This is a genomic window from Microbacterium sp. Root553, assembly GCF_001426995.1.
Classification (GTDB): Bacteria; Actinomycetota; Actinomycetes; order Actinomycetales; family Microbacteriaceae; genus Microbacterium.
Genome location: NZ_LMFY01000002.1, coordinates 79881 through 102562, shown reverse-complemented (window position 1 = coordinate 102562; position 22682 = coordinate 79881). Strand labels below are relative to the sequence as shown.

The following is a 22682-nucleotide window of genomic DNA, read 5'->3' as shown; positions in this document are numbered from 1 at the left end:
TCGCGTCGTTACCGCCCCGTGCCGACGAAACCGACGAGCAGGTCGTCGAGCGTGCGGTCCGCCGTCACGACGGCAGCGTCGAGAGCAGCCGTGTCCGCCAGGGTCGGATGCACGTCCCCGATCTCGGACGTCTCGGTGACTCGCGCGATTCCGAAGTCCTCCGCGAAGGTGACGACCTTGGGGAGCGCCGACAGGGCGACCATCGGGACGCCGCTGAGCATCGCCGCGTACAGCGCGTGCATCCTCGACCCCCAGACCGATTCCGCCGAGCGGATCAATCGGAACGCCTCGTCCCAGCCCATGGGCTCTGTCACCTCGTCGAACGCCGCCCTGGCCTCGACGGAGAGGGAGTCCGCGTCCAGGAACGAACCGCCCTGCGACATGTTCAGGAAGACCAGACGACGCCCCGGCCGCTTCAGCGCCTCCACCTGGCCGGCAGTCAGGTGGCGCGCATGCTCTCCGTTGAGCGCGACCACGACGGGCGCATCATCCGCGGCCTGTCCGCGAGGATCGAATCCCATCAGCAGGCTGGCATCCGCTCCGAGCATCGCCGTCCCCTTCAGCGTCTCGCGGACGCGGGCGGCGCTGCGCGTGTCGCGCACCCACACCGGCACTCCCCTGACCGCGAGGCGCAGCAGAGTCCGTGCTCCCGCCCTCTCGACGGGATCGCATCCGACGCCGTAGAACGCCACCTTGGTCCGGGTCAGACGAGCGAGGACGCTGCTGGCAGCGCAGAGCCGCGGAAGGCCGCCCCAGCCGCCCGGGATCTCGCGGGCGTCGTCCTGCAGCAGGGTGCCTCCGCCGATCACGAGGGCGTCGACGTCGCGCAGAGCGCGCAGGAGAGCGCCCACTCCGGACAGTCTCAGACGCGCCTCTCCCCCCGTGCGTGCCGAGTCGCCGAAGTCGGCGGCGATGGCGTCGTGCCCCTTCGCTCGCAGTGAGGCGACGAGGGCGTCGGTCAGCATGGCATCGCCCAGGTTGACGGGGCGGTTCAGCTCCGAGGTGCGGTCGGAGCTGATGACGAGAATCCTCACTCGGATCCCTTTCGGCGTAGGGGTCGCATCGTGGTGCGAAGGATGATGATGGTGGTGGCGAGGAACACGACCTCGATGATCGGCGCGGAGAGCGCGAGTCCTCGAGGTCCGGCGGCCAGGATGAGCGACGGAACGAGTATGACCGCGAAGATACCCGTCAGGACGGTGACGACGAGTCTCTGACGTACTTTCTCGGAGCTGAGCAGATAGGCCACCACCGAGTAGTTGCCGCACTTCAGGGCGAAGGCGAGAGCGATGGGCACGAGGTATTCCAGGGGCACCTCGATCGTGAACACCTCGGTGACGATCGGCCACGCCAGGATGAGCACGACGGCGAGGATCACACCGACACCGGTGAACAGCATCCAGACCCTGCGTGCATCCAGCGAGCGGAATCGGGGGATGAGCTGGACCGTCGCGGTGGCGGGGAGCAGCTCCAGCGCCTGGACGATCCGGTATGTCACCGCGAACACCGCGGAGACCTCGAGAGGCAGCATCCCCGCGGCGAAGAGCATGGGCGTCTGGGAGTAGGCGCTGCTCAGCATGCCTGTGACGCCGATCTCGAGCACACGACGCGCGAGCTTCGGCTCTCGCTCCGTCTGCCCCGGGAGACCGCGACGCACCACGAGGAACGTGCCGATGAAGGCGATCGCCGAGACGAGCATCACCGCTGCGACGAGATCGACGCTCCCGACCAGGAGCGCGAGACCGACCAGGGCCATCTTGCACAGGCCGTTGAGGATGTCGGGGAAGGCGAAGAGGTGGTCTCGGCGCTGCACGAGCCACGGAGACTTCGCCGTCCTCGCCATGGTGTCGAAGGCCTGCGCCAGAGAGAGGGCGATCAGGACGAAGAAATGCGGTGTCGCGATGCCGTCCGGGGCGATCAGGATCGCGAACCCGAAGAAGGCCACGGGCCCGAGAAGCGCGAACCCTCCCTGCAGCGCGAGCACGCGACCGAACGTCTGCAGACTGTGCCGCTCCGGACGCAGACTCAGAAGAAAGGGAGCGCCGCCCGCGTCGCTGATGATCGCGAAGGACGCGAGCACCCCGAACCCCGTCACCAGGAAGTGCTGCGTCTCCCCCTCGGTGAGCCTGGCGAACGCGAGCAGCACCGTCAGCTGGGCCAGACGGAGAAGGACCGTGCCCACGGTGGGGGCGCCGAGCCTGAGAAGTCGTTTCATGGCGCCGGCTGTTCAGCGGGACGCGATCGAGACCGGATGCGGCGCCATGGGACGAGCAGCAGCAGCACGACGATCAGGGCGAGAACCGACAGGTAGCTCAATCGGTAGAACACCGGGAACACGTCGATCGCGGCGACGTAGACGAGCATCAGCATGGCCGCCTGCTCGAGTCCGATCCCGTTCACCGCGCGGGCGGCGATCAACGACATGGCTCCGAGGACGACGCCGGAGAGGAGCGGCACCATCGCGGCGCCCACCCAGTCGAAGCTCACATATCCCCAGACGGACGGGGGCAGCCGCAGTCCACCCGATCGGATGTCCTCGATCGGCGTGTTCGGATTGAGCGTCTGCAGAGCCCACACCGACGGGTTCCAGGGGTTGTTCCCGGGAAGCAGTCCCCCGAGGAACGTCCGGCCGAGCGTCAGTTCGTGTCCGGGCAGCCACGCGTTCAGGAAGGCCAGCTGGTCCTTGATGTCGGGCGCTCCGGACGCGATGCCCGTCAGCAGGCTCTCGGGCGATCGGACCATCGACTGGTACTGCTTGACCCCGAGGAGGGCGAGAACCGCGTACATCGCACTGCCTGCCACATACGCGGCGACGAGCACGACGGCGTAGAGGATCCGGAAGCGGCGATAGAACGCGATGAGGATTCCGAGGGCGAGCAGCAGCCCGCTGATCGCCGGCTCTCGCAGGAGCGAGAGGAGCATCACACCGACGGAGACGGCCAGCAGCACGATCCAGTAGACGCTCCGTCGACGCTTCCACGCGTACACCGCGACGAGGGGCATCAGCAGCGGGATCACCGTGGTGGTGAGCCGGTACGGGATGGACACGACCTGGTATGGCTCGTGATACACGCCCTTGAAGAACTTCGCCGCGTTCGGATCGGCGGCCAGGGCGGGTGTGAACCCCATCACGAGGAAGCACACGAGGAGGATCACCACGCACGCCGTGACCACCAGGAGCACCCGCTGCCGCACCCGGTCCTCGGCGTCGTGCAGCACGCGCTGGATGCGGACGACCGGGCCACGATCGCGCACGAACCGCGACGCGAGGAGCCTTCCGACGAGCACACCCGCCGTCATCGCGACGAAGCCCAGGGCGACGAGGCGGAAGTACAGCGCGGATACGCCCGGCGACGGCAGTTCGAGCCAGTCGAGCCCGAACACGGGAACCACGTACGCGGGAATCGAGAAGGCCAGCTGGAGGTGCGCCGGGATGTTCCACCGATTCGGCCACGCGACGTACGAGGCGGTGGCGGTGCCGACCAGGGACACGCAGAGCACGACGTTGCGGACGCCCTCGATCCACGGCCCGTGCCCTTCCGCCACGGCGGGGAACGCGAGGGACACCAGCACGAGCGCCGCGGACACGAGCATCACGGTCGGCACCCAGCCGAGTTCCCCGATGAACCCCGCGCCCCGTCGCGAAGCGACCGACTCCCCCCGTGCAGCCATCACTCGCCTCGCACCTTCGTCCGCGCGCGTGCGCGCAGCGAGTCCCGTACGGTGCGGACCGTGTCGGACCACGGGTGCGCATCCGCTCCCCGTTCCGCTCCGGACTCCCGCGCCCTGAGGATCGCGCTAGCGACCGACTCTCCGGTCGCCTCGGCCGGAACGACCCGGTCTCCGTGGATCTCGACGAGGCCGCTGTCCGCGGTGACAACGGTGGGCACTCCGAAGTACGCTCCCTCGACCACCGGCATGCCGTATCCCTCGTCGCTGGACACGAGTGCGAGGACGGATGCCGAGCTCACCGACCGATGGAGGGTGTCGTCCGTGACGAAACCGGGGAACTCCACGAGATCCGAGACCGATGCGACCTCGGCCTTCGCTCGGAGCTCCTCGCGATAGTCGCCCTTGGCTCCGAGGACCACCAACCGGTGATCCTCACCGCGCCGTCTCAGCACCGACACCGCGTCGATCACGAGCTCCGGCCGCTTGCTGGCGAAATGGCCGAAGGTGAGGATCGTGGGAGTCCCCTCATCGACGATTCGCTCGACGCCCCATCTGCGTGCGTGATCGTCGCCGTTCTCGGCCACCACGAGGCGAGCCGGCCGAGCGAACCTCTCCGTCTCCCGCCGCGTCTTCTCCGAGATGGCGAAGGTCGTGCCGGCACGGCGGATCGACAGCTGCCACAGGCGACGGTACAGACGCTGCGCACGGCCGAACTCGGCCGGGTTCAGCCTGTGCCGCCAGTCGTGGATGAAGCACGCCGTGCGGTCGGAGGGGACGAGGGGACTCACGATCGTCGAGAGCGAGAGGAGCGCGTCGGCATGCCGGCGGCGGAAGACCTGCGCGGTCCAGAAGATCTGCCCGGTGTACCGCGCCGCCTTGCCCTTCGCCGTGACGACCTCCACGCCCTCGACACCGCGGAAGGAGTCCTCGAGCCAGCTGTACCCGAGGACGATGAGCTCGTCCGCGGGGAACACCTCGGTCCACGTGCGGATGAGCTCCTCGGCGTGCACACGCATACCCCCGGACTCCGCGGGTGCGCCGAGCGCATCGATGACGATCCTCATACGTCGCCCCCCGGGGTCACGTCGCGGAGGAACTCGCCGACCCACGCGTCGATGCCGTACTGGTCGAAGCCTTCCGCGGACCACTCGTCGTCGAGGGTCGAGACCCATTCTCGGACGGCGTCGCCGTCGATCGAGTCCGCATCGCGGGGAACCACGAGGATGCGCGCGGGGTCGTAGAAGCTCTCGTCGAGGATGGCGCGGTTCGCGGTGATCAGCGCGGCGCCGCTGCCCAGGGCCTCGAAGGTCCGCATGGTGAGTCCGTCCTGACCGGGGCGTTGATAGTCCACGACGGCTCGCGAGGACCCGAACACCTCGGCGACGCGCGACCGCGGCATCTTGTCGACGCTGACCTCGCGGGCGGCGATACCGCGCATCCGGCGGTCGAACACGCGCTGGAGTGCGAAATACCATCTCGCCGGGGAGTAGAAGAACGCGAAGCAGCGCTCAGGGCGAAGGCTTCGGACCACGCCGTGGTAGAAGCTGTATCGATCCGAATGCAGGGTGCCGACGAACGATGCGTCGAATGCCCGCTCCCGGCCCCTGACCTCCGCGAACTCCCTGGCGAAGAACAGCGACTTGTACCGCAGGTCGTCCCGCGCCGCCACATCGCCGCGGTCGAAGGAGTACCGCACATCGAGATCAGGGAACAGGTCGACGCATCGACCGCTGTTCGCGAGGGAATCGAACGTGTAGAAGATCCGCACGGCGTTCGGGTTGCGCTCGGAGAAGGCACGGAGCACGTACGGAGGCAGGTTCTCGCCCTTGATGATGAGCAGCGCATCGTATCGGTGCTCGCTCATCTGTCGCACGATGTCGTCGAAGTGCGCACGCACACGTCGTGCCGCGAGCTTCGGAGCCACGCGCAGGACAGCGCGCGAGACGGCGGAGTTGCTCGGCCGCTCGTCGAACCGGTCCACCTGGACCCCGCGGTCGCGAAAGGCCTGGGCGATCGATTCCTCGTACCCGAAGAACGAGGGCGTGATGAACGCGAGCCTCACGAGTTCACTGAACGGAGAAGGCCGCGATCCTGGAGCTCTCCGAGAGACCCCTTGTACGCGTCCGCATCGGTCTGTTCATCTCGAGCCCACTCGGCGAAACGCCGGATCCCTTCCTCCACCGAGAGCTGCGGCGCGAATCCGAGCAGCCGCTCTGCCTTGCGGAGGTCGGCGTAGTTGTGGCGGATGTCGCCGAGACGGTAGTCGCCGCTCACGTAGTGGTCGGGTTCGACGGCGTACGCCGCTCCCAACAGCTGCAGGACGCGCAGGACGGTGGTCGGCTCACCCGACCCGACGTTGATCGCCTGCCCGTCCGCGGTGTCGCTGTCGATCGCAGCGACCGTCGCCGCCACGACGTCGTCGATGAAGACGAAGTCGCGCGACTCCTCGCCGTCTTCGAACACGTTGATCTGCCGCCCCGCGAGCAGAAGCGAGGTGAAGATCGACAGGATCCCCGTGTACGGGTTGGTGAGCGACTGCCCCGGCCCGTAGACGTTCTGGAACCGGAGGGAGACGGCCTCGATGCCCTGCGATCGCGCCGCGGTCAGAACCAGCTGCTCCTGAACCTGCTTCGTGATGCCGTAGATCGACGACGGATGCAGAACCGACTCCTCGCCCGTGGCGATGCACGTCAGCGGCTCACCGTCATCACCGACGACGTCGAACACACCCCGCGACAGCTGCTCGTCGGGGCGGTGCTCCGGGTATCGGACCGCGCCGGTCGCGTCTTCGTAGGCGCCCTCACCGTAGACCGAACGCGACGACGCGACGACGACACGGCGCACCGGGTGGTCCGACTCGGCGATCGCCTCGAGCAGCACGGCGGTGCCCCGGATGTTCGCGTCGACGTAGCGCTCGATCTCGTACATCGACTGACCCGTACCGGTCTCCGCCGCGAAATGGACGACGACGTCCACACCGTTCAGCGCGCGCTTCACGTCGTCTCTGTCGGTGACCGATCCCCGGATCACCGTCGCCACCTTCGCGGCGACGGGATAGGTGGCCGACGTGGTCTCGGGGTCGGGGCCGTGGACCTGCTCGCTCAAGGTGTCGAGCACGATGACCTCATCGCCACGCTCGTGGAGGCTGACCGCCAGCCGCGACCCGATGAACCCGGCGCCACCGGTGATGAGTACTCGCGACATACCAATACTTCCGTGAAAAAGAGACAAAGACGCGGCCAATCGTATCAGCGGCTCCGACGCGCGCCTTCTCGTCCGGACGAGCGGCGATCAGTCGTTGTGAACCAGATACACGGGGGCCTCCCCGATGTCGAGGGAGTGCTCGGCGTCCACCTGCCGTCCGTTCATGTCGAGCACCTTGCCGTCGGGAAGGTCCTCCACCGCCACGGACGCCGGAGCATCCGGGGCCCAGGCGGCGGTGATCGTGCGCCCGTCCGCGGTGGTGAACGTGTACGCCTTCACCCCTTCACCCCAGTTCTCCTCCGCGGAGAACGTGGCTCCGCCGAGCATCCTCTGGCTGACCGCGAGAGCGATCGCGGAGGTCTTGGGCTGATAGGTGTTCGGAGTGAACGTGCTCGCGGTCTCGAAGAATCCGAAGCTGGCTTCGTAGTTGGACCGGTCGGAACCGGTGTCCGCCAGCGTGAACCAGTAGATGCTGTCGACGCCCGCCTTGAGCGCGATCGGAGCCGTCTGCGCGGTGTACGCCGCCTGCTCGTCACGGCTGACCCACCCGTCCACCGTGGCCCATCCCATCTCGGTGAAGGAGATCGGCACATCGACGCCGGGCTTGGCGGCGGCGATCATCCCGTTCAGCTCCTGCAGCTGCGAGTCCAGGAGCGTGGGTCCTTCCGGCTGCGTGTACGGGTGGAAGGTCAGGACGTCGACGTGATCCAGCCCGCCTTGCGCGATGAACGGCTCGAGCCAGTCGAAGCGCACCTGCATCCCCGCCGTCGAGGGACCGTAGACCGTCGCGGCGGGGTTCGTCGCCTTCGCTGCGGCAGCGGCCGGCACCAGCATCCGCATGTAGCAGTCGGGCGTCGTGCCGCACGCTCCCGTGTTGAAGATGTGGTCGTACTCGTTGTAGATCTCCGTGAGACCGCCGCTGGCGGGGTACTTCGACAGGAGCGCGCCCGTGTAGGCCGAGTAGCCCTGCAGCCCCCGATCGGTGGACGGCGTCTTGCCCTGGTCGTAGAGGGGGTTGTAGTACGCGGGGACGGTCAGGACCGACATGCCCGCCGTCTCGTACGCGCCCATCACCTGGTCGATGTACTGCGGGTAGGTGTACACCCCCGGTTCCTTCTCGATGCGCTGCCAGGGAACTTCGAACCGCACGCTGTCTGCCCCCAGCATCGCGAGCGTGGCGGGCGCGTTGGTCATCCGCGCCACCCCGCCCTGGAAGTGAGCGGCGATGCCGATCCCCGAGGGTACCCCGTTGCGCGGCGGCACGACCCCGAAGGTCGCAGATCGCTCGATGAGCTGACCCGCATGGTGCATGGAGATCTTCACCGTGTACAGGCCGGGATCGCTGTACTCGACCGGAACCTGCACGAGCCCGTCCTCGAACGTCGACACGCCCCCGTACTCGGTCTCGCCGCCGGACACGCACCAGGCGATCGTCGTCGCTGCGGCGACGCGCGTGCGCACATTCAGGTCCCGGGAATCGGGAGCTCCGTCGAAGAGCAGAGTCGCGTTGTCGATGCGGAGAACGGCCGAGGTGTCTTCGAAACCGCCGTTGACGAGCAGCTCGGTGCCGTTGCGCTGCACGGTGATCCCGTCGATCAGCACCTCACCCTGAAGCGACGTGATCTCGATGGCCACGCTCAGCGACGCCATTCCGCGCGGGACCGTGTAGCTGACGGAGGTATCCGCCCACTCGGCGCCGTCGGGGATGGCGAGGCGCTTGGCCACGGCGTTCGGGCCGAGGACGATCGACACCTGGCTCCCGGCCGTCGCGGCCTTGCTCGAGAAGGCGACCGTCAGGGTCTCTCCGGTGGTGACCGGGACGGACTGCTCGAACCTCTCGGGGACCGGCGGCTGCGTGCCCGTCCCGCTGGTCAGAGACAGGGAGGTGAGCCCCTCACGGACGTCCTCCGACGCGGAGAAGCGCGTGGTGGCCGCCGTGTCGTTGAGCCGCTGCTCCCATCCGCCGAAGGCATCGTCCGCTGCCGCGGGCGCCAATCCGGGAGACGAACCGTCCCCCTCGGGCGGAGCCGTGCATTCTCCCAGGGCCGGCTCGACCTGCGTCTGGGACTTCGGGATCGGCGCAGGACGCGCCTCCGCGCGCGCCTCCCAAGGACGGAACACCATCAGGGTGGCGACGAGCGCCACGACCAGCACGCCCGCGATGGACAGCAGGATGATCTTGCGGGTGGACAGCGTACGCGCAGCGTGCGCTGCAACGGTCGGCGAGGCTTCTGCGGGAGTCGTCGGCTCGTTCATCATGCCCAGCCTATGTCGTCGGCGGAGGGGCGCCGTGCCGAGGTGCCTGTCATAGCGGGAGGCGGACGGTCGGAGCGTCGCCGGTCTCCCAGAAATCCGCATCCAGCACGCGGGTGACCGGGTCGGGCTCGGCGATGCGGGCGGCGGCCGGCGCCGGCACCTGGTGCGAGGAGGCTGCCGCCTGCGCTCGTGCCGCGTTCTGCCTCTGGAGCTCGGCGGCCGCGGCACGACGCTCCCACAGTTCGCGTTCGATCTTGGTGCGGTCCCTGGCGTGGATCATCGCGCGCAGGATCATCGCGAGCAGCAGACCGAGGTAGCCGCCGATGGTGTTGGAGAGGACGTCGAGCACCGTCGACACCCGCTCGTCGAGCGCGATGCCCTGGGTGAACTCGATGGCCCCTGAGAACGCGGGCAGTAGGAAGATCGCCACCCACCACGCCGAGCGGGCGAGGGCGAGACCGAGCAGGAAGCCGAGAGGCACGAACATGCCGATGTTGGCCGTGAACTCGAGCTTGTCGTAGCCGAACCACTGCGGCACGCCGATGTTGTGCAGAGCGCGCAGCACGCGCCCGGCGATGCTGTCGAACTCGAGCTGCTCGGGCTGCGGCCACATGGTGACGAGCAGCACGAAGGATGCATAGACGACCAGCAGCAGCGTCGATACCCACAGCCGCGCGTAGCTGCGCGGCGGCGGCGGACCCACCTGGATCTGCGTCATGACGGCGTTCCTCCTCTGCCCTGGTCGGGCGACGGCGGTGACGAAAAAGGGATGTACGACAAAGGGGCCGGACCCGAAGGTCCGACCCCTGTGTCAGGAAGCAGAAGCTTACTTGATGATCTTCGTGACCGTACCGGCGCCGACGGTGCGTCCACCCTCACGGATGGCGAAGCCGAGGCCCTCCTCCATGGCGATCGGCTGGATCAGCTCGACCGTCACGTCGGTGGTGTCGCCGGGCATGACCATCTCGGTGCCCTCGGGCAGCGTGATGACGCCGGTGACGTCGGTGGTGCGGAAGTAGAACTGCGGGCGGTAGTTCGTGTAGAACGGGTTGTGACGCCCACCCTCATCCTTGGACAGGATGTACGCGGTGCCCGCGAAGTCGGTGTGCGGCGTGACCGAACCCGGCTTGACGATGACCTGGCCGCGCTCGACGTCCTCGCGCTTGGTTCCACGGAGCAGGAGACCGCAGTTCTCGCCGGCCCATGCCTCGTCGAGCTGCTTGTGGAACATCTCGATACCCGTGACCGTGGTCTTGACGGTCGGACGCAGTCCGACGATCTCGACCTCGGAGTTGATGGCCAGCGTGCCACGCTCGGCGCGGCCGGTGACGACGGTTCCACGACCGGTGATCGTGAAGACGTCCTCGACGGGCATCAGGAACGGCTTGTCCTTGTCGCGCACGGGGTCGGGGACGTTGTTGTCGACGGCCTCCATGAGGTCGAGGATGGACTGGGTCCACTTCTCGTCACCCTCGAGTGCCTTCAGAGCGGAGACGCGGACGACAGGAGCGTCCTCGGCGAAGCCCTGCGAGGCGAGGAGCTCGGAGACCTCGAGCTCGACGAGCTCCAGGATCTCCTCGTCGTCGACCATGTCGGCCTTGTTCAGCGCGACGAGCAGGTACGGCACGCCGACCTGCTTGGCGAGCAGAACGTGCTCACGGGTCTGAGCCATCGGGCCGTCGGTGGCCGCGACCACGAGGATCGCGCCGTCCATCTGCGCAGCACCGGTGATCATGTTCTTGACGTAGTCGGCGTGGCCGGGGGCGTCGACGTGCGCGTAGTGGCGCTTCGGGGTCTCGTACTCGATGTGCGAGATGTTGATGGTGATACCACGCTGGCGCTCTTCCGGCGCCGAGTCGATGGAAGCGAAGTCGCGCTGCACGTTGGTGTCAGACGGGAACTTGTCAGCAAGCACCTTCGAGATCGCTGCGGAGAGCGTGGTCTTGCCGTGGTCAACGTGACCGATCGTTCCGATGTTGACGTGCGGCTTGGTCCGCTCGAACTTGGCCTTAGCCACTGGGTCCTCCTCAGGACGTCGTGTAGAGGTGACCGGGCACTGGATTGCGACCGGTTCTCTACGGGTTAGTTTCTCAGTTTAGTAGAGAGGGAATGTGAAGTTGTAGGGGACCTGGGAGTCGGGCCTGGGCCCGACTCCCAGGAAGTGTCACTCGCCGCCGTTGTTCTTCTGGACGATCTCGTCGGCCACTGCGCGGGGAACCTCAGCGTAGCTGTTGAACTCCATCGAGTAGACGGCGCGGCCCGAGGTCTTCGAGCGCAGGTCGCCGATGTAGCCGAACATCTCGGACAGCGGGACGTGTGCCCGGACGACCTTGACGCCTGCGGCATCCTCCATCGACTGGATCTGGCCACGACGCGAGTTCAGGTCGCCGATGACGTCGCCCATGTACTCCTCGGGAGTACGCACCTCGACCGCCATGAGCGGCTCGAGGAGCGCCGGGCTCGCCCGACGCAGGGCTTCCTTCATACCCATCGATCCGGCGATCTTGAACGCCATCTCCGAGGAGTCGACGTCGTGGGCCGCACCGTCGACGATGGTCGCCTTGACGCCCACGATCGGGTAGCCGGCGAGCACGCCGACGTTCATCGCGTCCTGGAAGCCGGCATCGATCGAGCCGATGTACTCACGCGGGATGCGACCACCGGTGACCGCGTTGACGAACTCGTACGTCTTCTCGTCGTCGAGGTCGAGCGGCTCGATGTTGAACTGGATCTTCGCGAACTGCCCCGATCCACCGGTCTGCTTCTTGTGCGTGTAGTCGTACTTCTCGACGCCCTTGCGGATCGTCTCGCGGTACGCGACCTGCGGCTTGCCGACGTTGGCCTCGACGTTGAACTCGCGCTTCATGCGGTCGACGAGGATGTCGAGGTGCAGCTCGCCCATGCCCTTGATGGTCGTCTGACCGGTCTCGGGGTTGAGCTCCGTGCGGAAGGTCGGGTCCTCCTCAGCGAGCTTCTGGATGGCGACACCCAGCTTCTCCTGGTCGGCCTTGGTCTTCGGCTCGATGGCGACCTCGATGACCGGCTCGGGGAACGTCATCGACTCGAGGACGACCGGCGAGGTCGGGTCGGTCAGGGTGTCACCGGTGGTGGTGTCCTTCAGACCGATGACGGCGTAGATGTTGCCCGCCGTGACCGAGGGGACCGGGATCTCCTTGTTGGCGTGCATCTGGAAGATCTTCCCGATGCGCTCCTTCTTGCCCTTGGTCGAGTTGATGACCGCGGCACCGGAGTCGAGCTGACCCGAGTAGACGCGCACGTAGGTGAGGCGACCGAAGAACGGGTGCACCGCGACCTTGAAAGCGAGGGCTGCGAACGGGTCCTTCGCGTCGGGGTGACGCTCGATGATCGTGTCGTAGTCCTTCGGGTCGTGCGCCTCGATCGAGCCCACGTCGAGCGGGTTCGGGAGGTAGTCGACGACCGCGTCGAGCATCGGCTGCACGCCGCGGTTCTTGAACGCCGAACCGCAGAGCACCGGGTAGATCTCGGAAGCCACGGTGAGCTTGCGGATCGCGCCCTTGATCTCGGCGACGGTCAGCTCTTCGCCACCGAAGAACTTCTCGAGCAGAGCGTCGTCGGTCTCGGCGACGGTCTCGAGGAGCTGCTGACGGTACTCGTCGGCCTTCTCCTTGAGGTCGGCCGGGATCTCCTGGATCTCGTAGGAGGCGCCCATGGTGACGTCACCCTTGGAGTCACCCGCCCAGACGAGCGCACGCATCTCGACGAGGTCGATGACGCCGATGAAGTCGTTCTCCGCGCCGATCGGCAGCTGGATGACCAGCGGCTTGGCGCCGAGGCGGTTGATGATGGTGTCGACGGTGAAGTAGAAGTCCGCGCCGAGCTTGTCCATCTTGTTGACGAAGCAGATGCGGGGGACGTTGTACTTGTCGGCCTGACGCCACACGGTCTCGGACTGGGGCTCGACGCCCTCCTTGCCGTCGAACACGGCGACAGCGCCGTCGAGGACGCGGAGCGAGCGCTCCACCTCGACCGTGAAGTCCACGTGACCGGGGGTGTCGATGATGTTGATCTGGTTCTTGTTCCAGTAGCAGGTCACGGCGGCAGACGTGATCGTGATGCCGCGCTCCTTCTCCTGCTCCATCCAGTCGGTGGTCGAGGCACCGTCGTGGGTCTCGCCCAGCTTGTGGTTGACGCCCGTGTAGAACAGGATGCGCTCGGTCGTGGTGGTCTTGCCAGCATCGATGTGAGCCATGATGCCGATGTTCCGAACCTTGCTCAGGTCGGTGAGCACGTCTTGTGCCACAGGAGTGTCCTTATCTTTTTGGCAGTCGTACTGCGAAGAGGGGGTGCCGGCCCTCGGCGTGTGGCCGAGGGCCGGCGAAGCTGTTTACCAGCGGTAGTGAGCGAACGCGCGGTTCGACTCGGCCATCTTGTGCGTGTCTTCACGACGCTTGACGGCGGCGCCGAGACCGTTCGACGCGTCGAGGATCTCGTTCTGGAGACGCTCGGTCATCGTCTTCTCGCGACGGCCCTTGGCGTAGCTGACGAGCCAGCGCAGCGCGAGGGTGTTCGCGCGGTGCGGCTTGACCTCGACCGGAACCTGGTAGGTCGAGCCACCGACGCGGCGGCTCTTGACCTCGAGAGTCGGGCGCACGTTGTCGAGCGCCTTCTTCAGAGTGGCGACGGCATCCTGACCGTTCTTCGCCTCGACGCCCTTGAGGGCGTTGTAGACGATCGACTCGGCCAGCGACTTCTTGCCGTCGACCAGGATCTTGTTGACCAGCTGGCTGACGATCGGAGCGCCGTATACCGGGTCGTTGACGACGGGACGCTTGGGGGCGGGACCCTTACGAGGCATTGGACTCAGCCCTTCTTCGCGCCGTAGCGGCTGCGAGCCTGCTTACGGTTCTTGACGGCCTGGGTGTCCAGGGCGCCACGGACGATCTTGTAACGAACACCGGGGAGGTCCTTGACACGACCGCCACGGACGAGCACAAGGGAGTGCTCCTGAAGGTTGTGACCCTCACCCGGGATGTACGCGGTGACCTCGGTCCCGTTGCGGAGCTTCACACGAGCGACCTTGCGCATCGCCGAGTTCGGCTTCTTCGGGGTGGTGGTGTAGACGCGGGTGCAGACCCCGGCCTGCTGGGGGTTCGACTTGAGCGCCGGCGCCTTGGTCTTGGTGACCTTGGGCGAGCGACCCTTGCGAACCAACTGCTGAATGGTTGGCACGTTCTCTCCTCATAGTGCTGCACGGTGACAGCGTGATGGGTTTCACATCATGACCCACCGGCACGCCGGAATCGACGGGCTTTTGCAGTGGTGGGTATGCCGTGGGGGCGGATCGGCCATGGAGCCGACGCCCAGCACGCACGTCGAGACGTGCACACACCTGATCAAGTGTAATGCCGCGTAACGTGGCGGTCAAATGAGCGGCGGCTCCGGCCTCGTCCCTCAGCGCAGATCGCGCATCCTCGCCGCGACCGTTCCGGCCTCCCCCGTCCTGCGCTCGGCGGTCACCGCGATGATCAGGAGCACCGCGCCCATGACCGCGAGCGTGATCCACCACGGCATCGACTCGATGCCGCGACCGATCTGCACGGAGAACACGAAGACGTTCTCGATCGGCAGCACGATCAGGCCGAGCAGGAAGGGCGCCGCCAGACGGTTCCTCGACCCGAGCAGGATGGCGGCGAGTGCCAGCACCATGACCAGGATCGCCCGCCAGGTGAGCGGATCCGTGAACGTGGAGACGACCGAGGCCAGCATCATCGTCGCGATCCCCGGGGCGAGCAGCGCCCACGAGCCGGTCCAGCGCCCCGGCCAGCTGTCGAGCGACGCCCGCCGCGGGTCGGGGTGCGTATCCGGTCTCCGCCGGAGGGCGATCGCGCCGGCGACGAGGAGGAACGCTCCCAACGGCAGCGAGAACCACTCGACCCTCAGGTCGCGCGGACTCCACGCCACGATGGCGGTCACGAACGCGATCGCGAACAGGAACCACGTCGGTGGGGCGGTGGTCGTGCCGACCACCGTGCGGGCGGCGACCGCCACCGTCGCGACCAGGTAGGCGATCATCAGCATCCACATCGGCCAGATCGAGAACCAGTCGCGTTCGATCGCGAACCAGGTGCCTGCGGCGAGAGTGAGCGCGGCCGGCGCGCCCAGCCAGCGTGTGCGCCGCAGCGCCGACGCGCTGCCGGCCGCTCGGCGGATGCCCGCCGCGGCGAGGGCGAGGGCTGCGGCTCCGACGGCGCTGACCCCGAGACACAGCGCGAACAGCCCCGCCCCGTGCAGCGACGGCAGATCGCCGCCCAGCCCGATCCTCATGCCCTGGATCGGCCCGGCCGTCGCCGCCAGCCCCGCGGCCACCAGCGTCGGCATGCGGAGCGCCCGCAGTCGGCGCCGCCGGAGCCCGGCACGGCCCCCGCCGATCGCCTTCTCGAGGGCGAGCAGCCCCCAGGATGCCGCGAGGAGCCCCGCCACGCGCCAGACGACGGGCGACGGCCCGTCTGCCGTCTCGGGCTCCGCGAGAGAGATGAGCGCGAGGATCGGGCCGAGCGCGATCAGCAGGCCGGCGGAGTACAGGGCGGTCGCCCGCCGCCCCCGGATCGTGAGGAGCACCGCGACGACCGCGGCCCCCAGTGCCGGCGGGAGCAGGTAGGCCTCGAACAGGTCGACCCCGGTGATCCCCCACACGCACCAGAGGGCCCCGGTGAACGACGCCCCGGCGACGGACCACGCGTAGCGCCGGGCGCTGAAGAGTCCTGCGGCGACGGCGCCGAGGCCGATCACCACGAGCACGATCAGGGTCGTGCCGAGACCCGCGGCCTCGCGCCCCACGGAGAGACCGACCGCGATCATTCCGGTGAGCAGTGCGGATGCCTCGATCGCCACCCGCGCGGCATCCGCGGCGAGGGCAGAACGCCCCCGATTCCGGAGCACATCGCGGAGGAGGGTGGATGCCGGGAGCGCCAGACCGACGAGCACCGCGACGATCGGGAGGGCGACGGGCGATCCGCTCGAGTCGAGCAGCTGGGCGCCGAGACAGACGACCACCACGGCGAGCGTCGGCACGAGCATCGCCGCAGCCGCCGTGCGCACCGGCACGGTGAGACCCGGTCGCCGGGTCAGCAGCAGCGTCAGTGCGAGCACGAACATCAGCCCGGTCGACAGGGCGGTCCATCCGCTGCGCTCCTCGATCACCTGCAGCACCCCGATCCCGAAGGGGACCGCCGAGACGACGAGCACCGCCTGCCAGCTCCGCGCGCCGACGAGGGGCAGGTAGGTGGTGGCGATCGCGACCACGAGACCGGCGGATGCGGTGAGGCACAGCCGTGCGATCCCGTCGACCCCGCCCTCCCCCAGTGCTGTCGCGACGACGACCAGTGCATACGAGAATCCGGCTCCGACGTAGAGGAAGCGCCATCGCGGCGGCTGCACCCCGGCGAGGGCGACCAGACCGATCAGCGTCGCCGCCCCCGCGCCGGGTACGGCCGCGGTGTCGCGCCAGGCGACCATGACGGTCGCGAGGAGCGCGAGATGCGCTGCGACGACCAGGATCACCCGCACGCCCCTGCCCGCCACGTGCGCGGGCATCCACCGGATCGCGGCGGCGACGGCCACAGCCGACCCCGCCAGCACGGCGATCGCGGCGGGCAGCACGAGCAGACCGCCGCAGCCCAGCACGAGCAGGGCGAGGGCGACGGCGACGAGGGACAGCCGGGATGCAGCGGGGGCGAGCCGCACGATGCCGATCCGGGTGCGCGCGAGGAGGTGGAAGGCGACGAGACCGGCACCCACCACGCCGAGGCCGAGGGGCGTGCCGCCTCCGACCACTCCGGAGCCGTCGACCCAGGGCGCTTCGCCGACGAAGGCGGCGACCGTGAGCGCGCCGGTGACCGCGGCCGAGGCGAGGAGCGCCAGCACAGGCAGGGCGAACACGGTCAGCGCTCCGCCCGCGACGGGACCCCGCGGCACACGGCGCGGCAGCGGTAGGAGCGCGCCGACGAGCACCAGGGCCGCGGATGCCGCGGCGGGCGCGATCGCGAGCTGCCAGGAGGCGTCGATCTCGCGCACGGAGGGGATCGCATAGACCGCGAGCAGGATCGCCGCCGCCCCCGTCGCGCCGGCGACGAACGACCAGGGCGGCGTCAGCGCCTGACGCCCGGCGATGAGGGCGTGCGAGGCGACCAGAGCGAGCAGCCCGCTCGTCACGAGCAGGAACAGCGAGACGTCGTCGATCTCGACCCGCCACATCAGGACGAGTGCCGCGATGGTCGCGATCACCTGCGCCCCGACGAGGGTGACCCGTTCGGGTGCGGGCGGCCGCAGGAACTCGATGGCGGCGGCGCCCGCGAACGCCACGCCGAGTGCGCCTGCCGTGGCCGTGAGCGCCGTCGCTCCGGCCAGGCCCAGCATCGCAGGGGTCAGCGTCAGCGCCACGACGGCCACCCACTGCCAGACCCTGATGCGGTGACGTCGCCCCGCGCTCCGCACGGCCGGGGCGACGACAGCCGTGATGACGGCGGCGCTGAGCCACGGATGCACCTCCGGCGCCGCGAGCTGGGCGACCGCGTGGATGTCGAGGCCGGCGAACACCAGCCCCAGCGCGCCGACGGCCTCGGCCGAGAACCGCAGTCCACGGCGGGCGAGCAGCCACGCTCCCCCGAGGAACAGCAGGGTGATGAGCCCGACGATCACGCTGCGCAGGGCGCGGTCGGCGAGGTCCGGGTTGAGATAGGTGAACACCACGGCGGCGACGGCGACGAGCCCTGCACCCGCCGTCGCGAGCACGGACTGCAGCGTCGCGCTGCTCTGCGATGCGGACCCGCCCGTCGAGGTGGCCACGGGATCCGCGCCCGCCGGCGCACGGGACGGCTCCGACGCCGATACGGCGGGCGACGGCGCGGTGAGTGCCGACGGTGCGGCGGTTCCTTCGGCAGCGACCGGCGGGATGCGCCGCAGCACTGCATCCCTCGCTCGCATCGCACCGGCGGCCGTCAGAGACGCGCTCCACAGTTCCGATCCGACGGGACCGCGGAGGTCCGAACCGCACGTGCGGCACCATCCGTCCGCCAGCTCGGCCTGACACACCGGGCACGCTCCGAGGTCGAGCAGGTGCCGGGCGACGGCCTCGCCCCAGGTGAGCTCATCGGTCGACGGCGACGAGGACTCCAGCGACGCGGGGGTCATGACTGCTCCTCCGTCTCGGGCACCCAGCGCAGGATGTCGCCCGGCTGGCACTCCAGCACCCGGCAGATGGCCTCTAGCGTCGTGAAGCGCACGGCCTTGGCCCTGCCGTTCTTGAGCACGGCGACGTTCGCGGGGGTGATCCCGATGGCATCCGCGAAGTCCTGCACGCTCATCTTCTTCATGGCGAGCTGTACGTCGAGGTCGATCACGATGGGCATCAGACGACTTCCGAGAGGTCCTGCTCGAGTTCCAGCGCCTTGCGCAGGAGCCCGCGCAGCACCACGACGAGCAGGGCGAGCGCCGCGCTCACCACGATGCCGAGCACGGCCAGCAGCGTGAGGGACAGCGACACCGCGCGACTGCCGACGATGACGACGTACGAGACGAGGATCAGCAACCCCGCGGCGACGAGCGCGCCGAGGATGATGTCGACGTAGCGGAACGCCTCGACGCGGAAGATGCGATCGGTCTGCACCAGCGAGAGCAGGAACCAGACGCAGACGAGCGTCACCTCGATGAGCCCGATGAAGATCACCGCCCCGATGATCCCCGGGACCTCCAGCTGGTCGACGTCGGGGTTGCGGATCGCGGTGATGCGGGCGACCGCGGGGATCACCAGGGTCTGGCTGGCGACCAGGAGGCCGAGAAGGAGGACGATGAGCGCCTTGAGAGCGCGGGAGACACGAGGTTGCATGGTTCGCCTATCGATCGCCAATGGGTATCTATCGAAAAACGATACCTATGGCGCACTGCGGTCGCCAGTCGTGGGCGCGTCTCTCAGCTGATACGCAGACGCGCACCGTGTCGCGCGGGAGCGCGGCTGCCCGGCGCCTAGGCCTGATCGGAGTCGAACGGCGAGTCCAGCGACTCGGTGAGCTCCGCCAGGAGCGCCTCGATCTGCGGCTCGACGTGCTGCGAGATCGCTGCCTGGATGTAGATGCGGTGGCGCAGCAGGATGCGGCAGATCTCGCGCCCCACCATGTTGGCGTACTCGTCGGCCAGCGACACCTCCTGCCGCAGTGCCGCCTTCGCCTCATCGCTCAGCGGCGGAAGCGGCGGCAGGTCGGCGATCGCCTCGTCGGCCATGCCGGCGATGGTGAAGAGGAAGGGAGCGCCGGCGATGGGCTCGGGGTCGAGCGGGAGGCCGTCGAACTCCGGGTCGAGGTTCTCGGCGGGTCGATAACTGCGCGCGCGATTGCGGGCGGCCTGCTGGTCGAGCTCGCGCTGCAGCATGGGCAGGTTCCTCGACGTGTAATCGGCGACCGCGTGATCGACGATCGTCTTGATCCGGGTCGACAGACCGTGCTGCACGCCGTGCGGCGTGTTCGAGCCGATCCCCGCGGCGGAGAGGATCGGGGATCCGAGACACCGCCGGCAGGGCGCGACGCGTCCACGGTGGGTGGCCGGCTCCCAGCGCGGCACCCAGCGGATCCAGGCCTCGACGGCCTGGTCTACCTGCGTCTCCAACGAGCGCTCCACACCTAGAGCGTACGGCGCACACGGCCCGCATGCGCCGATTCACACCCCGACGGCGGGGCGTCACTCCTCGTCGTCGCGCTCCCAAGGCCATCGAGGGCGCTCCGCCCGGGTGCGCCGGAGGGCGACGCCGCTCCACGCGGCGATGGCGGCGGCCAGAAGAAGCACCGCACTCGCACCTCCGCGCACGAGGTCGCCGGCGACCACCGTCGCCACGATCAGGTCTCCGCCCGCGACGGCCACCCCGGCCCACACCGCCGCCAGATGCGCGAGCGCGGTCGCGAGCGCGACGGCGGGAGCGGACACGAACGACGGTCGCGTCCTGCGCAGCGCCCCGCGCAGCGACATCGCGAAGACCAGCAGCGCGACGATCATGCCGACGACGCCGGGCACCTGGCCGAGTCCGGGGACCGCGATGATGTCGCGGTCGGTCACGATGCTGACCGCGCCGAGGCCGAACACGGCCAGCGCGAAGAAGCCGATCGTCGCGAGCGCCAGCGCCAAGACGACCGAAACCCCCGCGGACTCGGGTCCACGGGGGTTCGGCGATGACATGCGCGCGACTATCGCGAGAGCGTCGGGCCGGCTTCGAGCGTGCGCTCGTACTCGCGCTGCGCCTCGGCGTTGAGCTCGGTCTTGCGTGCGCCGCTGCGGGCCACCCACGCGCCGAACCAGATCGTCAGCTCGCGGCCGAAGACGAACGCCGCGATCGCGAGCGGGTGGAAGAGCTGCGACGACACCAGCTCGTTGCCCTCGGTGGCGGTGAGCTGCCAGAACGGCGCACCGAGAAGAGCGCCGAGGATGTGACCGCCGTAGGCGATCACGCCGACGATGATGCCGAAGACGACCCACAGCCCCCAGCGCCCACGGTTGATGAACGCGCCGAGCAGCCAGAATCCGAGGAAGAACACGACGACGGGCACCCAGAAGCCCCAGGTGGTCAGGGGCGCGAGGGCGGCGTCTCCGATGTTGGCGGCGGTGACGTCGCCGGCGACCGCACCGAGGCCGAGGGTCGCGGCGAGGTACAGCACGGCGAACGCCACGGTCGCGAGCAGGCCGATCGCGCCCGCCGTTCCGCGGTTGCCGCGCTCGCGCGGCGCCTCAGGGGCCTGGACGAAGATCGGCTGCTGCTGCACGGGGACGACCGCGGGCTCGACGACCGCCGTCTCTGCGGCGGCGCTCTCGGACCGCAGGCGGTCGGAGGGCGACGGCTCGGCCGGCACGACGCGCGTCGCGGTGTCGCTGTTCGACGAGTACGCGTCACCCGCGAGCGAGGAGCGCTCCGGGGCCACGGGCGGCACGTACGCCGCGGCGTCGTCGGCGGTCGATGCGTCCGTCTTCACGTCGGGCTCGGGATCCAGGTACCGCGGATCGTTGAGCTCGGGGGTCGAGAAGGTGCCGGGGTGGTCGTTCTCCGCTGCCTCGAAGGCGGCGACGTCGGGATCGACGGCAGGACGCACCCGCGACTCGTCCGCGGACGCACCGGGGACTCCCGCACCGGCCGCGGCGGCGGCATCGAGTCCCTCGTTCGCGCTGTCGACGACGTCATCGACGTCCTTCGGCCGCTCGGGCTGGGGAACCTCGGGGTCACTCATGGGGGTGCGCCTCTCATCGGATGTGTGCAGTGCGAGATTACCGCCGCCCGCGCGCCCGCCGACGGAGGCGTGCCGACGTGTCGCAGAGCCGGGGTGCGGCGCTGCTCCTTCCGGCGGGTCCGACGATCGTGATCAGGGGTTGGTGGCGCGCAGCGTGTCCCCGACGAAGGTGGCGATGGCCGGCACGAGGGGGATCGCGAACCAGACGAGCGCGGCGATCACGCCCGTGCACAGCACCGCGGCGATCCAGCTGATCACCAAGTTGCGTCCCGAGACTCGTGCCATGTGCTCACGGTACGACCGCGGGCGTCACCCACGACGACGCAACGCCGACGAGGATCCGACGAGACCGGCCTGTGCCCGCACCGTGGATCCGGTGAGGGCTCAGCCCTTGGTCGCGCCCGCCGTGAGCCCGCCGACGATGTACCGCTGCAGGAAGAGGAACAGGATCATGACCGGGATCGCCGCCATCACGGCGCCCGCCGAGAACGCCGACCAGTCCGCGTACCGCGGGTTGGCGACGAGCTTGGTGAGTCCGACCACCAGGGTCTGCTGGTCGACGTCGACGAGCATGACGCTGGCGATCACGTACTCGTTGACCGTGCCGATGAACGACAGCAGCGCGACGACGGCGAGGATCGGCGCCACCAGGGGCAGGATGATCGTGAAGAAGATGCGCGCGTGACCTGCGCCGTCGATGCGGGCAGCCTCGTCGAGCTCCATGGGCAGCGTGTTGAAGAAGCCGTACATGAGGTAGGTGTTCACGCCGAGCGCGCCGCCGAGGTAGACGAGGATCAGACCGGTGTGGGTGTTGAGGCCGATGGCCGGGAACCAGTCGCCCAGAGTCGACATGAGCAGGAAGATCGCGACCACCGCGAGCAGCTGCGGGAACATCTGCACGACCACGATCGTGACGAGTCCGATGCGACGGCCCGCGAACCGCATGCGCGAGAAGGCATATGCCGCGAGTGCACCGATGAAGACGGTCACCGCTCCTGTGACGACGGCGATGACCAGGGTGTTCAGGAACCACAGGCCGTACGGATTCTGCGGGTCGCTGAGGATGCGCACGTAGCTGTCGATGCCGATCGCCGAGAACAGCTGGTTCGATCCGGTCAGCGTTCCGCGCGGGTTCAGCGACGCCGACACCACATAGAGCAGCGGGAACAGTGCGAACGCGCTGATGATGATCGCGACGACGTGACGCCATCCGGTGTCGGCGAACCAGGCGCCGAGCGAACGACGACGGGGGCCGAGGTTCCGCTCGACCGTGACGGGTGCGCCGGTGCGCGTGTCCGTGGTGCTCAT

General features: G+C 68.6%; 20 protein-coding genes. All 20 read right to left on the bottom strand.

The features are described from left to right. Positions 1-8 precede the first annotated feature (8 nt). Entirely contained in the window at positions 9-1034 is a 1026-nt protein-coding gene (locus ASD43_RS14530) for a polysaccharide pyruvyl transferase family protein (protein WP_056419975.1), read from the bottom strand. Beyond that, entirely contained in the window at positions 1031-2215 is a 1185-nt protein-coding gene (locus ASD43_RS14525; protein WP_056419972.1) for a lipopolysaccharide biosynthesis protein, read from the bottom strand. Before ASD43_RS14525 ends, ASD43_RS14530 begins: the two co-directional genes overlap by 4 nt. After that, positions 2212-3672 carry a hypothetical protein gene (locus ASD43_RS14520; protein WP_056419969.1) on the bottom strand — a complete coding sequence of 487 codons (1461 nt, stop codon included), beginning with the start codon at positions 3670-3672 and terminating at the stop codon, positions 2212-2214. Before ASD43_RS14520 ends, ASD43_RS14525 begins: the two co-directional genes overlap by 4 nt. Beyond that, complete coding sequence (locus ASD43_RS14515) at positions 3672-4736, bottom strand: glycosyltransferase (RefSeq protein WP_056419967.1); 1065 nt, start codon at positions 4734-4736, stop codon at positions 3672-3674. The genes ASD43_RS14520 and ASD43_RS14515 overlap by 1 nt, the downstream gene beginning before the upstream one ends. Next, on the bottom strand, positions 4733-5734 hold the full coding sequence (locus ASD43_RS17340) for a glycosyltransferase family protein (protein WP_056419964.1): 1002 nt from the start codon (positions 5732-5734) through the stop codon (positions 4733-4735). Before ASD43_RS17340 ends, ASD43_RS14515 begins: the two co-directional genes overlap by 4 nt. Further along, positions 5731-6876, bottom strand: coding sequence for an NAD-dependent epimerase/dehydratase family protein (locus tag ASD43_RS14505; protein ID WP_056419962.1), 1146 nt, complete (start codon positions 6874-6876; stop codon positions 5731-5733). Before ASD43_RS14505 ends, ASD43_RS17340 begins: the two co-directional genes overlap by 4 nt. A gap of 87 nt (positions 6877-6963) precedes the next feature. Further along, the gene (locus tag ASD43_RS14500) at positions 6964-9132 is read right to left on the bottom strand and encodes a hypothetical protein (RefSeq protein ID WP_157551050.1); all 2169 of its coding nucleotides are present in this window, start codon (positions 9130-9132) and stop codon (positions 6964-6966) included. A gap of 49 nt (positions 9133-9181) precedes the next feature. Continuing rightward, positions 9182-9850 (bottom strand): VanZ family protein, encoded by a 669-nt coding sequence (locus ASD43_RS14495; RefSeq protein WP_056419953.1) that lies wholly within the window; start codon positions 9848-9850, stop codon positions 9182-9184. A 108-nt stretch (positions 9851-9958) separates the two neighbouring features. Beyond that, positions 9959-11149, bottom strand: coding sequence for an elongation factor Tu (gene tuf, locus ASD43_RS14490; protein ID WP_045253854.1), 1191 nt, complete (start codon positions 11147-11149; stop codon positions 9959-9961). 147 nt (positions 11150-11296) lie between these two features. Then, the gene (fusA, locus tag ASD43_RS14485) at positions 11297-13414 is read right to left on the bottom strand and encodes an elongation factor G (RefSeq protein WP_056419949.1); all 2118 of its coding nucleotides are present in this window, start codon (positions 13412-13414) and stop codon (positions 11297-11299) included. 84 nt (positions 13415-13498) lie between these two features. Continuing rightward, entirely contained in the window at positions 13499-13969 is a 471-nt protein-coding gene (gene rpsG, locus ASD43_RS14480; protein ID WP_042538706.1) for a 30S ribosomal protein S7, read from the bottom strand. Positions 13970-13974: 5 nt separating this feature from the next. Continuing rightward, a complete protein-coding gene (gene rpsL, locus ASD43_RS14475; protein WP_017201609.1) occupies positions 13975-14343 on the bottom strand; it encodes a 30S ribosomal protein S12 in 369 nt (122 codons plus the stop codon). 222 nt (positions 14344-14565) lie between these two features. Beyond that, positions 14566-18303: an SCO7613 C-terminal domain-containing membrane protein gene (locus ASD43_RS14470; protein ID WP_056419945.1), complete on the bottom strand. Its 3738-nt coding sequence runs from the start codon at positions 18301-18303 to the stop codon at positions 14566-14568. Continuing rightward, positions 18300-18521, bottom strand: coding sequence for a helix-turn-helix domain-containing protein (locus ASD43_RS14465; protein WP_045253857.1), 222 nt, complete (start codon positions 18519-18521; stop codon positions 18300-18302). Before ASD43_RS14465 ends, ASD43_RS14470 begins: the two co-directional genes overlap by 4 nt. After that, positions 18521-18997 (bottom strand): DUF2975 domain-containing protein, encoded by a 477-nt coding sequence (locus tag ASD43_RS14460; RefSeq protein WP_056419942.1) that lies wholly within the window; start codon positions 18995-18997, stop codon positions 18521-18523. The genes ASD43_RS14465 and ASD43_RS14460 overlap by 1 nt, the downstream gene beginning before the upstream one ends. A 137-nt stretch (positions 18998-19134) precedes the next feature. Next, positions 19135-19782, bottom strand: a complete 648-nt coding sequence (locus ASD43_RS14455; protein WP_056419939.1) for a hypothetical protein — start codon at positions 19780-19782, stop codon at positions 19135-19137. A 60-nt stretch (positions 19783-19842) separates the two neighbouring features. Further along, entirely contained in the window at positions 19843-20334 is a 492-nt protein-coding gene (locus tag ASD43_RS14450; RefSeq protein ID WP_235564188.1) for a hypothetical protein, read from the bottom strand. A gap of 8 nt (positions 20335-20342) precedes the next feature. Beyond that, positions 20343-21374: a hypothetical protein gene (locus ASD43_RS14445; RefSeq protein WP_056419936.1), complete on the bottom strand. Its 1032-nt coding sequence runs from the start codon at positions 21372-21374 to the stop codon at positions 20343-20345. A 132-nt stretch (positions 21375-21506) separates the two neighbouring features. Further along, positions 21507-21659 carry a hypothetical protein gene (locus ASD43_RS17430; RefSeq protein WP_200946619.1) on the bottom strand — a complete coding sequence of 51 codons (153 nt, stop codon included), beginning with the start codon at positions 21657-21659 and terminating at the stop codon, positions 21507-21509. A gap of 99 nt (positions 21660-21758) precedes the next feature. Next, a complete protein-coding gene (locus ASD43_RS14440) occupies positions 21759-22682 on the bottom strand; it encodes a sugar ABC transporter permease (RefSeq protein ID WP_056419933.1) in 924 nt (307 codons plus the stop codon).